The organism is Microbacterium lemovicicum (assembly GCF_003991875.1).
GTDB lineage: Bacteria > Actinomycetota > Actinomycetes > Actinomycetales > Microbacteriaceae > Microbacterium > Microbacterium lemovicicum.
This window is the reverse complement of record NZ_CP031423.1, coordinates 2,530,174-2,543,873: the sequence shown is the minus strand read 5'-3', so window position 1 is coordinate 2,543,873 and position 13,700 is coordinate 2,530,174. Positions and strand designations below refer to the sequence as shown.

Annotated in this window: 11 protein-coding genes; 7 read left to right on the top strand and 4 right to left on the bottom strand. The window is 72.6% G+C overall.

Translation table 11 applies throughout. From position 1 onward, the window contains the following. Positions 1 to 17 precede the first annotated feature (17 nt). The 4 genes from CVS47_RS11935 to add are packed head-to-tail and all read left to right on the top strand — an operon-like array spanning position 18 to position 3,668. Positions 18 to 842: an ABC transporter ATP-binding protein gene (locus tag CVS47_RS11935; RefSeq protein ID WP_241240140.1), complete on the top strand. Its 825-nt coding sequence runs from the start codon at positions 18 to 20 to the stop codon at positions 840 to 842. Further along, positions 832 to 1,668, top strand: coding sequence for an ABC transporter permease (locus CVS47_RS11930; protein WP_127096275.1), 837 nt, complete (start codon positions 832 to 834; stop codon positions 1,666 to 1,668). Before CVS47_RS11935 ends, CVS47_RS11930 begins: the two co-directional genes overlap by 11 nt. Beyond that, positions 1,665 to 2,576 (top strand): ABC transporter permease, encoded by a 912-nt coding sequence (locus CVS47_RS11925; protein WP_127096274.1) that lies wholly within the window; start codon positions 1,665 to 1,667, stop codon positions 2,574 to 2,576. The genes CVS47_RS11930 and CVS47_RS11925 overlap by 4 nt, the downstream gene beginning before the upstream one ends. Before the next feature lie 60 nt (positions 2,577 to 2,636). Next, on the top strand, positions 2,637 to 3,668 hold the full coding sequence (add, locus tag CVS47_RS11920; protein ID WP_127096273.1) for an adenosine deaminase: 1,032 nt from the start codon (positions 2,637 to 2,639) through the stop codon (positions 3,666 to 3,668). Between the two features lie 4 nt (positions 3,669 to 3,672). Here add and CVS47_RS11915 read toward each other — a convergent pair whose 3' ends face one another. From CVS47_RS11915 to CVS47_RS11905, 3 genes are all read right to left on the bottom strand, one after another. Beyond that, the gene (locus tag CVS47_RS11915) at positions 3,673 to 6,528 is read right to left on the bottom strand and encodes a molybdopterin-dependent oxidoreductase (RefSeq protein WP_127096272.1); all 2,856 of its coding nucleotides are present in this window, start codon (positions 6,526 to 6,528) and stop codon (positions 3,673 to 3,675) included. Beyond that, a complete protein-coding gene (locus tag CVS47_RS11910) occupies positions 6,525 to 7,337 on the bottom strand; it encodes an FAD binding domain-containing protein (RefSeq protein WP_127096271.1) in 813 nt (270 codons plus the stop codon). The genes CVS47_RS11915 and CVS47_RS11910 overlap by 4 nt, the downstream gene beginning before the upstream one ends. A 157-nt stretch (positions 7,338 to 7,494) precedes the next feature. Beyond that, a complete protein-coding gene (locus tag CVS47_RS11905; RefSeq protein ID WP_127096270.1) occupies positions 7,495 to 8,514 on the bottom strand; it encodes an XdhC family protein in 1,020 nt (339 codons plus the stop codon). A gap of 99 nt (positions 8,515 to 8,613) precedes the next feature. Between CVS47_RS11905 and CVS47_RS17040 the strand changes: the two genes are divergently transcribed. Further along, complete coding sequence (locus CVS47_RS17040) at positions 8,614 to 9,840, top strand: GNAT family N-acetyltransferase (protein ID WP_338142366.1); 1,227 nt, start codon at positions 8,614 to 8,616, stop codon at positions 9,838 to 9,840. Positions 9,841 to 10,512: 672 nt separating this feature from the next. On the opposite strand, the gene CVS47_RS11890 is transcribed toward CVS47_RS17040, so the two are convergent. Beyond that, complete coding sequence (locus CVS47_RS11890) at positions 10,513 to 12,321, bottom strand: glycoside hydrolase family 2 protein (protein ID WP_127096269.1); 1,809 nt, start codon at positions 12,319 to 12,321, stop codon at positions 10,513 to 10,515. Positions 12,322 to 12,556: 235 nt separating this feature from the next. On the opposite strand from CVS47_RS11890, the gene CVS47_RS11885 reads away from it, so the two are divergent. Both CVS47_RS11885 and CVS47_RS11880 read left to right on the top strand, forming a co-directional pair. Further along, positions 12,557 to 13,213, top strand: a complete 657-nt coding sequence (locus CVS47_RS11885) for an SGNH/GDSL hydrolase family protein (RefSeq protein ID WP_127096268.1) — start codon at positions 12,557 to 12,559, stop codon at positions 13,211 to 13,213. Between the two features lie 65 nt (positions 13,214 to 13,278). Then, the gene (locus CVS47_RS11880) at positions 13,279 to 13,611 is read left to right on the top strand and encodes a DUF3140 domain-containing protein (protein WP_127096267.1); all 333 of its coding nucleotides are present in this window, start codon (positions 13,279 to 13,281) and stop codon (positions 13,609 to 13,611) included. Positions 13,612 to 13,700 lie beyond the last annotated feature (89 nt).

Below are 13,700 nucleotides of genomic sequence, written 5' to 3'. Positions count from 1 at the left end.
CGCGGGAAGAAGTCATCGTGACCGACACGATCACCGCACCCGGTGCCCAGGCGGACAGCCTCGGCACCGGCCTGCAGATCACGGGCCTGAACAAGGTCTTCAGCGTGGGGCGCAAGAGCGTCGTCGCGCTGCAGGACGCCGACCTGCACACCGACCAGGGCACGTTCCTCGCCCTCCTCGGCCCCTCGGGGTGCGGCAAGTCGACCATCCTGCGCATCCTCGCCGGGCTCGAGGAGCCGACCAGCGGAACGACGCGCGTGGACGGCAAGACCCCGAAGGAGCTGCGGCGCGGCAACGAGCTGGGCATCGCGTTCCAGGACTCGGCGCTCATGCCGTGGCGGAGCGTGACCTCGAACATCCAGCTCCCCTTCGAGGTCGCCGGGAAGCCCGTCGACAAGGCGTACGTCGCCGAGATGATCGCTCTCGTCGGGCTCACCGGATTCGAGAAGGCGAAGCCCGCGCAGCTGTCGGGCGGGATGCGCCAGCGCGTGTCCATCGCCCGCTCGCTCATCATGAAGCCCTCGGTGCTGCTGTTCGACGAGCCCTTCGGAGCCCTCGACGACATGACGCGCCAGCGCCTCAACCTCGAGCTCCTGCGCATCTGGACCGAGAAGCCGGCGACCACCCTGCTGGTCACACACGGCATCTCCGAGGCGATCTTCCTCTCCGACCAGGTCGCGGTCATGAGCCCGCGGCCCGGGCGCATCACCGAGGTCATGACCATCGACCTCCCGCGTCCGCGCACGCCGGAGATGATGCGCACGCCGGAGTTCCACGCGTACGTCGACCACGCGTCCGAGCTGCTGTTCGGCGCGGGAGGCGCCGCGACCGATGACCACTGAGGCGCGGCGGGGTCGCAGCATCCAGTGGGAGGACGTCCGTCTGCCCGCGTGGGTGTCGGGGCTCATCGGAGCCGTCGGCATCGTGCTGGTGTGGTGGATCCTCGCAGCCACGGTGTTCTCGAGCGTCGGTCCGGGGGGCGTGCAGGCGATCCCGACCCCGCTGCAGGTGGTCGTGGAGTACGCCGAGACCGGCGTCGACTACTACGTCCGCAACTTCAGCGTCACGCTCGCCGAAGCCGGCATCGGGTACCTGTGGGGCAACGGCCTCGCGCTCGCGCTGTCGGCGCTCGTGCTCGTGGTGCCGCGCCTCGAGGGCATGGTCATGCAGGTGGCGATCATCACGTACTGCGTGCCGATCGTGGCCATCGGCCTGCTCATCTCCGCCATCGCCCCCGTGCCGGGCGCGGGTCAGCCGCTTCCGACGGCGATCGCGCTCGCCGCGCTGAGCTGCTTCTTCACCACCGTCGTCGGCACGCTGCTCGGGCTGAAGGCTGCCGACAAGGCGACCCTCGACCTGATCACCGTCTACGGGGGCAGCCGCTTCACGCAGCTGCGCCTGGTGCGCGTGATCGCCGCGCTGCCCGCGACCCTCAACGCCCTCCAGATCGCCGTGCCCGCGGCCTTCCTGGGCGCCGTGCTCGGGGAGTTCTTCCGCGGGGCGACGCTCGGCGTCGGACCCGGGATGATCGCCGCCCAGCAGGGACTCAACGCCGCGCGGGTCTGGGACATCGCCCTCGCGTCCGGCGCGGTCGCCCTCGTGGGCTACGCCCTCGTCGGCCTCGTCGCGCGCGCCGCGGCACCCTGGTCGAAGGGAGGCGTGCGATGACCGCCGAGGCCGGCGTCGCCGCGCGCACCCCCTCCGCCCCGCCGGCCCCTGGCCGCCGGGCCGCCGCCCAGGCTCCGCGGAGCGACGTGTCCGCCGACGTGCGTCGCGAGACCCGCCGCGCCGCCCTCCGGGCAGTGGGCCGCTCGCTCACGACCTTCCTCCTCACGATCCTCGCGCTGCTGGTCATCTGGGTCGGATCGATCTGGGCCTTCACCCTCACCCCGTACGTCGCCAAAGGGCCGATCGACGTCTGGAACTTCCTCTTCACGACGCCCAACGCCGAGGCCAACCGCGCGCAGCTGTTCGGTCAGCTCGGCGTCACGCTCGGGCACTCGGTCGTGGGATTCGCCTCCGGCCTGGTCGCCGCGCTCGTGGTGGCGATGGTGTTCCAGCTCAGCAGGGGAGTGGAGCATGCGCTGATGCCGCTCGCCATGCTGCTGCGCTCGGTGCCGCTCGTGGCGATGGCGCCGGTCATCATCATGATCTTCGGCCGCGACTTCTCGTCGATCGCCGTGATCGGCGGCATCGTCGTGCTGTTCCCGGCCCTGGTCACGATCGCGTTCGGCCTCAAGTCCGCCTCGCCGCAGATGAACGACCTCATCGCCGTCTACGGCGGCACGTCGTGGACGAAGCTGCGGAAGGTCGCCCTGCCGAGCTGCCTGCCGGAGTTCTTCGCCGCCGTGCGCATCTCGGTGCCCGGCGCGATCACCGGCGCCCTGCTGGCCGAGTGGCTCGCCGTCGGCGGCGGCATCGGCGGAGCGGTCGGCGGCTACATGACCGGCGCGCAGTTCTCCGCCGTGTGGACGGCGGTCGTGCTCGTGACCGGAGCCGCGCTCATCCTCTACAACATCGTCCAGATCCTCGAGTCGTTCGTCCTGACCCGCATGGGCATGGCGAACCGCATCTGACGCCCACCCTCGCCCGCGGTCGTCGCCGCGGCATCCCTTCCCGTTGCACTGGAGCCACACGTGACCGATCTCGCCGCCTTCGCCCACGGCCTGCCCAAGGCCGAGCTGCACCTGCACCTCGAGGGCACCCTCGAGCCCGAGCTGAAGTTCGCGCTCGCCGCCCGCAACGGCATCGAACTCGACGAGACCACGGTGGAGGAGGTGCGGGCGACCTACGACTTCACCGATCTCACGAGCTTCCTCGCCGTCTACTACCCGGCGATGCGGGTGCTGCAGGCCGCGGAGGACTTCCACGACCTCGCCTGGGCGTACCTGCAGAAGGCCGCGGCACAGGGCGTCGTGCACGCCGAGATGTTCTTCGACCCGCAGGCGCACACCGGCCGCGGTGTCCCCTTCGACACCGTCATCACGGGCTATCGTCGGGCGGTCGTGCGCGCGCAGGACGAGCTGGGCATCTCGGCCGAGCTCATCCTGTGCTTCCTGCGCGACTTCTCCGCCGAGTACGCCATGGCCACCCTCATGGAGGCGCTGCCCTACAAGGCGTGGATCGTCGGCGTCGGTCTCGATTCCGACGAGCGCGACAACCCGCCCACGAAGTTCGCGGAGGTCTTCGCCCGCGCCAAGGCGGAGGGGTTCTTCCTCACCATGCACTGCGACATCGACCAGGTCGGCTCCATCGACAACATCCGTGCGGTCATCGAGCAGATCGGCGTCGACCGCATCGACCACGGCACGAACATCGTGGAGGACCCTTCCCTCGTAGCGCTCGCGAAGGAGCGCGGGCTGGGCTTCACGACCTGCCCGGTGTCGAACTCGTTCGTCACGGCGCAGATGAAGTCCGACGAGATCGTCTCGCTGCTGAACGCGGGCCTGAAGGTCACGGTCAACTCCGACGACCCCGCTTACTTCGGCGGCTACGTCGGTGACAACTACGTCGCGCTCGCCGAGCACGCGGGTCTGGGCGCGGCCGACCTCGTGCGTCTCGCGATCAACTCGTTCGAGGCGTCGTGGCTCACCGCCTCGCGCCGCGCGGACTTCATCGCCCGCGTGCGGGACTACGCCGCCGGGAACGGCGTCGCGGTTCCGCAGTAACGGGTCAGTCCTCCGCGCGCAGCGGCGCCGCGAGGCGCCAGACCCGGTCGCGCGAGAACGGCTGGTGGAAGCCGCGGACTCCCAGCGCCCGGGCGATCGCGTTGCCGATCGCCGGAGCGACGGGGTTGTAGGGCGACTCGCTCATCGACTTCGCGCCGAACGGACCCACCGTGTCGGAGGTGTCGGCGAAGTACACCTCGGTGTCGGGCACGTCGGCGAACTGCGGCACGCGGTACAGCCGGAACACCGGGTTCTGCACGCGTCCCTCCTCGAGGTGGATCTCTTCGTAGAGCGCGCTGCCGATGCCCTGCGCGACGCCGCCCTCGATCTGCCCGCGGGCCTGGGCGGGGTTCATCACGAAGCCGGCGTCGGCGGAGTGGACCGACTGCAGGATGCGGACGGTGCCCGTCGCGACGTCGACCGCCACCCGCACCGCGTGCACGTTGAAGGCGAGCGAGCGCCGATCGCCGTACTCCGCGCCGTGCGCGATCAGTCCGGCGTCGCCGCGCTCGTCGGCAGGCGCTTCGGCGACGATGTCGGCGAAGCCGACGAGCCGCGTCCCCACCCGCACGCCGTCGGCGGTCAGCTCGGCGTCGCCCGCGTCGCTCGCGCCCAGCCGTGCGAGGGCGAGCCGCAGCATCCGCTCGCGCAGTGCCAGGCACGCCGCGTGCAGCGCCTTGCCGGCGACCGTGATGCCCGTTGAGGCGAACGCGCCGGTGTCGTGGCTCACCGCGTCGGTGTCGGCGGTGCGCAGCTCGAGGCGGTCGAAGGAGGCGGACAGATCGGATGCCGCGATCTGGCGCAGCACGGTGGTCGTGCCGTTGCCGAACTCGGCCGTGCCGGTGCGGAGCAGGAAGGTGCCGTCGGGCCGGAGCGCCGCCGACGCGTGCGAGACGTGACCGCGGGGCGCCATCGTCGCGATCATCCCGAGCGCCATGCCCTCGCCGACCCGCCAGTCCGGTCCGTCGGGAGCCGCCGCGCCGTTGCCCCGGCGGAGGGCCCGCTCGGCGAGGTCGAGGCACTGGTCCAGTCCGTAGCTGCCCCAGACGAGGTCGTCCTCGTGCGCATCGGCGGGCAGCGCGTCGACGTCGTCCTCGGTGCCGGGATGCAGCGGGTCGCCCTCGCGGACGACGTTGCGGCGGCGCAGCTCGAACGGGTCGATGCCGAGGCGTTCGGCGAGCAGGTCGAGGGCCGACTCGACGCCCAGCATCACCTGACCGAGGCCGTAGCCGCGGAAGGCGCCGGACGGGATGGTGTTCGTGTAGACGGCCTCCGCGTCGATGCGCCGCACGGGGGAGCGGTAGACGAGGGTCGACTCGGCCACGCCGTGGAACATGACCCCGGCGGCGTGGTTGCCGTAGGCGCCGGTGTCACTCAGGACGTCGACGTGCATGGCGGTGAGGCGGCCGTCGGCGTCGGCGCCGAGCGAGACCGACACGCGCATCGGGTGGCGCACGGAGGAGCGGAGGAACTCCTCGGTGCGCGAGAACTCATAGGCCACGGGTCGTCCGGTGCGCAGGACGGCGAGGGCGACGAGGTCTTCGGCGAAGATCTCCTGCTTGCCGCCGAAGCCGCCGCCCACACGTGCGGTCAGCACCCGCACCCCGTCGGGGTCGAGGTCGAGCACGCGGGCGAGCTCGTCGCGCGTCAGGAACGGCACCTGGGTGCTGGAGCGGATGACCAGGCGCCCGTCGGCGTCGACCCAGCCGAGAGCGCCGTGGGTCTCGAGCTGCGCGTGCGAGACACGGCTGGTCTGCCAGGTGCCGTCGACGCGCACGGCACTGCCGGCGAGGGCGGCGGCGACGTCGCCGCCGACCTCCTCGTGCAGCACGGCGACGACGTTGCGCGCGGCGTCGGCCACACGGTCGTCCGGCGTGCGGTCGGGATGCAGCAGGGGAGCGCCGGGGGAGCGCGCCTCCTCCGGGTCGAACACGGCCGGCAGCACCTCGTACTCGACCTGCAGCGCGCGGCACCCGGCTTCGGCCGCGCCCGCGCTCTCGGCGACGACGACGGCCACCCGCTGGCCGACGAAGCGCAGCACGTCGTCGATCATCCGCGTGTCGTCGGCGTCGTCGGTGCGGTGATGGTGGCGGGCGGTGGAGAAGCGCACGGCGGGGGCGTCGGCGGAGGTCAGCACCGCGACGACTCCCGGGACGGCCGACGCCGCGGCCGTGTCGATCGACCTGACGCGGGCGTGCGCGTGCGGAGATCCCAGCACCCGCAGCACGAGGGTGCCCTCCGCGGCCCGGACCGCATCGGCCGGCACCGGCTCGTCGAACGTGAACGGCTCGAGGCCCTGCACGATCCGTCGCGCGGCCGGCGGCGCGACAGAGGCGCCCACGCCGCCGGTCACGGGGGCGGGGTGCTCGCAGGTCGCGTGCCCGGCGCCCGCGGAGCTCCCCGCCGCGGCGCCCGTCTCGCGCACGGGGCCGAGCACCGACGCGCGGATCGCCTCGCGGATCGGGCGGTAGCCCGTGCACCGGCAGAGGTTGCCGCGCAGGGTGCGGTCGAGGTCGGGGAGGTCGTCGGCGGTCAGAGTGGAAGCGGTCACGGTCATGCCCGGAGTGCAGAAGCCGCACTGGAAGCCGAAGCCCGACGCGATCGCCTCCTGCACCGGATGCAGGTCGTCGCCGTCGGCCAGCCCGGCCGCCGTGGTCACCGAGCGCCCCGGCATCCGCATCGCCGGGATGATGCACGAATGCACCGGCTCCCCGTCGAGGATCACGCCGCACGCGCCGCAGTCGCCGGCGTCGCAGCCCTTCTTCACCTCGCTGTGCCCGTGCTCGCGCAGGAGGGTCCGCAGCGACTGGCCCGGCCGCGGGTCGGCCTCGATCTCGTGACCGTTGACCTCGAACCTCATGCCGGCAGCTCCGTCCGGATGCGCTCCGCGAGCACGCCGCTGACGCCTCGGCGCCAGTCGGCCGAGCCCAGCGGATCGCTGTAGTAGCCGGACGCCGCATCGACTGCGGCGCGCAGCGCGGCGCGATCGGGCAGCACGGCGAAGCGCAGCACGGTCGGCGCCCACGTGGCCGCGGTGATGCCGAACACCGAGGTGCCGTCGGAGTCGACGCGACCCGTCACGACCGCGCCGGAGCGGCCGTACTCGGCGAGGGCGATCTTGCGCAGCACGAACCGCGAGCGCAGGGCCGCGACCGGGATCTCGACGGCGCGCAGCACCTCTCCCCGAGCGAGGGAGTTCTGCTGGTTGCCGGTGACGAGGGTCGCGACGGGCTCGCGGCGCTCGCCGCCGTCGGGCGTCCAGACGACCGCCTCGGCGTCCAAGCCGGCGGTCAGGCCGACCATCGCGGCGGCGGCGAACGACTGGCAGATGTTGCCGCCCACGGTGGCGGTGTTCCACACCTTCGCACTCGCGAGCAGGGCGTTCGCGGCATCCGGGATCATCGCCGTCGCCGGCCAGTCGGACGGCGCCTCGTGATGCGCCCAGGCGACGAAGCGGGCGATGGTGCAGGTGGCGCCGATCCGGAGCCCTGCGGGGGTGACCTCGAGGTCGGGCCAGTCCATCGTGGTGAGGTCGACGAAACCGGTCGTGCCGGGCTGCGGCTCGCTCATCAGCCAGGTGCCGCCGCCGAGCAGGGTCTCGCCCGGCGCGAGCGCGAGGTCGGCGCGCGTGCGGGCGCTGCGGAAGCTCGTGACGGTGTGGATGTCCACGATGCCCCCTTCCGAGCCGATGTGCGGGTGCGCGTCGAGGTGTGCGCGCCGTGCTGTCAGTGAAGCACCGGTCGGTTACCCCGATGTTTCCTGGCCGTTCTGCGCCATCAGGGTCCGGCGGATGCCCCGCTTCCGCGCGGCGTCCCGGCGTCCACGGTCACGCGCGCTCCCCGACCCGGGGAGCGGCGCAGGACGCGTTCGGGTCGCCGTGGATCGGCGTGGACAGCGCGCGCAGGGGCAGACCCGAGCCAGATCGCCGGCCAGCGATGATCTCGGCCAAGATCGCGACGGCCGTCTCCTCGGGGCTCTCCCCGCCCAGGTCGAGCCCGAGCGGCGAGTGCAGCCGCGCGAGCTCGTCGTCGTCGAGTCCGGCCTCGCGCAGCATCCCGGCCCGCCGTCCGACCGTGGAGCGGGCGCCCATCGCGCCGACGAACGCGACCGGCAGCCGCAGCGCGACGGCGAGGGCGGGGATGTCGACGCGCTCGTCGTGGGTGAGCACGCAGATCGCGGTGCGGGCGTCGAACTCGTCGGCCGACGTGCGCAGGTACTGGTCGGGCGCCTGGACGACGAGCCGGTCGGCGTCGGGGAAGCGCTCGGGCGTGACGAGGAGTCCCCAGCCGTCGCACACGGTCACGGCGAACCCGGCCGCCGCCGCGACGCGGCACAGGGCGGCGGCGTGGTCGCCGGCGCCGAGGATGACGAGGCGCGCCCGCGGTGCGTGCGAGAGCGTGAGCACGCCCTCCTCCGCCGATACGGACAGGAGGGTGCCGAGCGGGGCGGCGGCGCCGTCGCGGACGACGAGTCCGAGCGCGGTCGGCTCGTCGCGCAGCGCCGCCTCCAGCGCGGCCATGGCGACAGTGTCCTCGCCGGAGAGCGGATAGGCGACGACCTCGATCGCCCCGCCGCACGCGAGGCCGGCCGCGTGGGCCGCCTCCGCGGTGAAGCCGAAGGACGCGGCGAGTCCCGATCCCGTCGACAGGGCGCGCAGGCCCAGCATGACGGCATCCTCCTCCACGCACCCGCCCGAGATCGAGCCGATCACGTCGCCCCCGGCGGTGACGGCCATCGACGACCCGGTACCGCGCGGCGCGCTGCGCGCGACAGCCGTCACGGTGATCACGGCGACCCGCTCGCCGGCGCGGAGTCGCGGGACGAGGGCGGCGGCGAGTTCGAGCATGGATGCAACGCTAGACGGCTTGTGTTTCGGTGCGGCTACGCGCGGGACATCCGTCGCGCGCGCCGAGGACGTCGGGCGCCGCGGGGCTAGCGTGAGGGCATGCCTGGTGTGATCGGACTCGTGCTCGCCGCCGGTGCCGGCTCGCGCTTCGGCGGACCCAAGGCACTCGCCCGCGAGGACGACGGCACGCCGTGGGTCGAACTCGCAGTGCGGATGCTGCGCGACGCCGGGTGCGCAACGGTGCTGGTGACGCTCGGAGCCGGTGCCGACGAGGCCGTGTCCCTTGTGCCGCACGGGGCGACCGCCGTCCTCGTCGACGACTGGCGCGACGGACTCGGGGCGTCGCTGCGCGCGGGGCTGGGCGCAGCATCCGCTCTTCCCGGCGACGCCCTCGTGGTGACGCCGGTGGACACGCCGGCGGCGGTGGCGGATGCGGCGACCCGCGTCGTCGCGGCCGTCGCCGGTCCGCTGAGCTCAGCGCTGGCCCGGGCGGTGTACCGCGGTGACCCGGGCCACCCCGTGCTGATCGGCCGGGATCACTGGGAGGCGCTGGCGGCGACCGTCGTGGGGGATCGCGGCGCCGGCCCCTACCTCCGCGCACACGGCGCCCTCGCGGTCGAGTGCGGCGATCTGTGGTCGGGGGCGGACGTCGACCGGCGCTCGCAGCGCCAGGGGTACCGCGTCGACGCGCGCCTGGAGCCGCAGGGGAACCGCGTCGACCGGCGGCCGGAGCCGCACGGGAATCGCCTCGATCGGTACCGGCCCGGCGACGACGACGACCTGGTCGAGATCTGCGTGCGCACGGCGGATGCCGGAGCCGACGCGACCGGGATGCTGCCCGACGACCGTCTCTGGGCCGAGATCTTCGTGCTGCCGTACGTGGTGCGGCATCCGGAGTTCGCGTCGGTCGTGCGCTCCGAGAGCGGCCGCGTCAAGGGGTACACCGTCGGAACGCCCGACACGGTCGCGTTCGAGGCGTGGTTCCGCGACGAGTGGTGGCCCGAGCGGGCGGGCCGGTGGGAGCCGGGTCCGCCGCGGCAGGAGGGGCTGCTGCGCTACGCCGCCGGACGCGGGCGCGGGGCGGAGCCGTACGCGGCCGAGTATCCCGCCCACCTGCACATCGACCTCCTGCCGGAGCTGCAGGGCCAGGGGTGGGGTCGACGGCTGATCGACACCCTCGTCGACGACCTGCGCCGGGCGGGGGTGCCCGGCGTGCACCTCGTCGCGGGCGCCGACAACGCCGGCGCTGCCGCCTTCTACCCGCGTGTCGGCTTCACCCCGCTTCCCTCGGGTCCGGACGTGCGGCCCTTCGGCCGCACTCTCTGAGCCGCGGGCTCAGGTGACGCGAGCTGCCGGAATTTCCCGCCGGTGACCGCAGATCGCGTCACGTGACGGGTGCGGATCCCGAAGCACCAACGTGACGCGCACCCGCACCCGCAGTATCCGTCGATTCACCTGACGCGAGCTGCCGTAATCGCCGCCGCGTGACCGCAGATCGCGTCAGGTGAGCGGATGCGGCGGCTGCGGCACCCGCGAAGGGGTCACTCCGCGCGCGTCCCGAAGCGCCGACGTGACGCACACCCGCAGGCGCAGCATCCGTCTATTCACCTGACGCGCGCTGCCGGAAGTCCCGCCGGTGACCGCAGTTCGCGTCAGGTGAGCGGATGCTGCGGCCCCGGCACCCGCGAGGGGGTCACTTCGCTCGCGTCCCGAAGCGCCGACGTGACGCACACCCGCAGGCGCGGCATCCGTCGATTCACCTGACGCGAGCTGCCGTAATCGCCGCCGCGTGACCGCAGATCGCGTCAGGTGAGCGGAGGCGGCGGCTGCGGCACCCGCGAAGGGGTCACTCCGCGCGCGTCCCGAAGCGCCGACGTGACGCACACCCGCAGGCGCAGCATCCGTCTATTCACCTGACGCGCGCTGCCGGAAGTCCCGCCGGTGACCGCAGTTCGCGTCAGGTGAGCGGATGCTGCGGCAGCGACACCCGCGAAGGGGTCACTCCGCGCGCGTCCCGGTGATGATCTCGCGCAGCCGTTCGATCGGCAGCTTCGGCACCCGATCCGCGCCGACCAGGCCGTTCGTCTCCTGCAGGGTGTCGGTGAGCTGGGTGTAGCAGAACCCGGCGAGCACGCCGCTCGCGTGGACGGCGTCGAGCAGGCCCGAGAGCCGCGCATCGAAGTCCTCCGCCGAGCGGGCGGCGGAGTATCCCCAGGAGCCTTCGGCCGCGTCGACGTGGAACGAGATGCCGCCGAACTCGGTGAGCATGATCGGGGCGTCGGCGACGTCGCCGGTCAGCACCAGTCGCCGGCCGGCCGGCCCGACGCCCGCGATCATGGCATCGACGGCCGCGCGGTCGCGGTAGCGCGCAGCGAGCACCTCCGGGTCCGACGCGTAGTCGTGGATCGCCACGATGTCGGTGTCGACCTGCTCCCAGCCGTCGTTGGAGACGACCGGACGCGTCGGGTCGAGCGCCTTCGTGAGGCCGACGAGGGAACGGGCGTAGTGCCGCATCCGCTCGTCACGGGAGACGTGCGGGATGCCCCAGCTCTCGTTCAGCGGCACCCAGGTGACGATCGACGGGTGCGAGAAGTCGCGGTCGACCACCTCGAGCCACTCGCGCACCGACCGGGCGACCGCCGTGGGCGTGAAGGCGAAGGTCGCGGGAGCCTCGCCCCAGACGAGCAGTCCCAGGCGATCCGCCCAGTGGAGGAAGCGGGGATCCTCGAACTTCTGGTGCACGCGCGCCGCCGTGAAGCCGAGGTCTTTGATCAGCTGCACCTCCGCGCGCAGGGCGTCGGCGGACGGTGCCGCGAGGTGCGACTCCGGCCAGTACCCCTGGCTCAGCACCGAGCGGACGGAGAAGGGGAGGTCGTTGAGCAGGAAGCGGCCGGCTCCCACCTCCGCGGTGCGCAGCCCGAGGTAGGACGACACGGCGTCACCGCCCACCGCGACGACCGCGTCGATGAGCCGCGGGTGCTCGGGCGCCCACAACAGCTCCTCGTACGCCTGGCCGTTCGTGAGCGCGGGAATCGCCACGGAGACGTCGAGCTCGTCGCGCCTGGTGGTGGTCGACGTCCGCCCGAGCTCGACGTCGCCGTCGCGCAGGACGACCTCCACCGGGAGCGCTTCGGACGGCACCCGCGACAGCCGGATGCGGACGCGGGCGGATGCCGCGCGCACGTCCGCGATCCAGTGCAGGTGCGTCACGGCGACGGCCGGAACCGCCTCCAGCCACACCGGCTGCCAGATGCCGCTCGTGCGGTGGTACCAGATCACGTGCGGGTGTTCGCGCCAGTCCTGCTTGCCACGGGGCTGCGCCACGTCCTCCGGGTCGTCCTCCGCGCGGACGACGACGGTGTGCGTCGCCGTGTCGGAGAGCACATCGGTCACGTCGAACGAGAACGGCGTGTGCCCGCCCTCGTGCTCGCCGACCATCTGCCCGTCGACCCACACGCGGCAGCGGTAGTCCACGGCACCGAAGCGGAGCATGAGGCGATCGCCCTCCGCGAAGCCCGTCCCGGAGAGATCGGCGGCGGTCAGCTCGCGGCTGTACCAGAGCACCCGGTGGTGCGCGGTGTCGGCGACGCCCGACGCCGCCGACTCGGGCGGGAACGGCACCTGGATGGTGCGATCGAAGGACGGATGCCGCGGCCACCCCGCCGCGAGCCCGATGTCGGCGTCGTCGTGGGCGAAGCCCCACGCGCCGGACAGATCGGTCCAGCGCTCCCGCAGCAGCTGCGGCCGAGGGTGGTCGCCGGGCTGGGTGCTGGCGACGGGGAGGCGCGCGAGGTCATCGCTGATCATGGCCACCAGCATGCACCAGCCCCCTGTGCCCGCGGTTTCCGCGCCGCCCGGCATCCGTCCGCCGGCCCACCTGACGCGAAAGGGCGCGACGTCCGCATCGAAGGCGCATGAGGCGTCAGGTGAGCGACGTACATGGGAGATCTCAGTCCACCGGTGCGAGCCGTCGGAGGCACGCGGCATCGACAGCTCCAACCTGATCGCTCCTCGACGACGAAGAGGAGGGAAGGAGGCGCGCATGCGAAAGTGGGCCATGGTCGTGGTGCTCGCGGCGGTTGCCGCGCTCACCGGGTGCGCGGTGCCCGCAGCATCCGCGCCGTCCTTCTCACCGGCCTCCGACGGCCCGGTCGTCGCGTTCTACGGCGACTCCTACACGCTCGGCACGGGCGCATCCGATCCGTCGAAGCGCTGGTCGACCCGCATCTGCGACGAACGGGGCTGGCAGGAGTACAACCCCAGCGTCAACGGCCTCGGTTTCGTCACTCACCGGACGGCTCGCCGCGACCTTCCCGGCGAGATCATCGCCGTCGATCCCGACATCGTCTTCGTCACGATGGGGCTCAACGACGTGTTCAGCTACGACGCCGCGGCCGACGAGATCCACGCGCAGATCGGCGAGGACCTGACCCGACTCCACGACGCCCTGCCCGACGCGCGTTTCATCGTCGTGGAGCCCTTCTGGTACACCGCCGATCGACGGCCGGGCCTGGAGGCCGTCATCGGCTGGGTCGAAGAGGGCGCGGCATCCATCGATGCGGACTACATCCCCGGAGCCTCGTCGTGGATCCAGGGACGGCCGGGGGAGATGGCGGCAGACGGCCTCCATCCGAACGATGCCGGATACGACGCGATGACCGAGCGGATGGATGCCGCGCTCGACCGGCTCGGCCTGTGAGCCTGCGCGCGCCGCGCGGTGTCAACCCCGGATGAGGGTGCGGCGGGATCGCGGACACTGGCGTCATGAGCGACGACGACCCGAAGAAGACCCGGAAGGAATTCGACGAGGCGGTGAACATGACCGCCTCCGAACTGGAGACGTGGCTGGACACCGACGAGTCCCGCGAGGTCGGCGACAAGTCCGGCGGCGGGGAGTCGACGGGTCACGCGTCGGGCCGGCACATCATCGAGATCCTCCGCACGAAGAAGGACGACCTGACGGATGCGGACCTCGCCCACATGCGCAAGGTCGTCGGGTACGTGAAGCGCCACCTTGCGCAGAAGCCGTCCGGTGAGGTCGCCGACACGCCCTGGCGCTACTCGCTGATGAACTGGGGCCACGACCCGCAGAAGTGACCGGCTCGCGGAAGCCGGACACGACCGAGGCCTAGACTTCGGATGCATCGCCGAGGCCGCTCCCACGGGGAGCCGGCCGCGGCATCGAC

What these genes read in the sequence shown, in the direction of transcription:
- CVS47_RS11905 (WP_127096270.1), bottom strand. Translation starts at nt 8,514, where the DNA reads ATGCTCGAACTCGCCGCCGCCCTCGTCCCGCGACTCCGCGCCGGCGAG.
- CVS47_RS11880 (WP_127096267.1), top strand. Translation starts at nt 13,279, where the DNA reads ATGAGCGACGACGACCCGAAGAAGACCCGGAAGGAATTCGACGAGGCG.
- CVS47_RS17040 (WP_338142366.1), top strand. Translation starts at nt 8,614, where the DNA reads ATGCCTGGTGTGATCGGACTCGTGCTCGCCGCCGGTGCCGGCTCGCGC.
- CVS47_RS11885 (WP_127096268.1), top strand. Translation starts at nt 12,557, where the DNA reads ATGCGAAAGTGGGCCATGGTCGTGGTGCTCGCGGCGGTTGCCGCGCTC.
- CVS47_RS11890 (WP_127096269.1), bottom strand. Translation starts at nt 12,321, where the DNA reads ATGATCAGCGATGACCTCGCGCGCCTCCCCGTCGCCAGCACCCAGCCC.
- CVS47_RS11915 (WP_127096272.1), bottom strand. Translation starts at nt 6,528, where the DNA reads ATGAGGTTCGAGGTCAACGGTCACGAGATCGAGGCCGACCCGCGGCCG.
- CVS47_RS11925 (WP_127096274.1), top strand. Translation starts at nt 1,665, where the DNA reads ATGACCGCCGAGGCCGGCGTCGCCGCGCGCACCCCCTCCGCCCCGCCG.
- CVS47_RS11930 (WP_127096275.1), top strand. Translation starts at nt 832, where the DNA reads ATGACCACTGAGGCGCGGCGGGGTCGCAGCATCCAGTGGGAGGACGTC.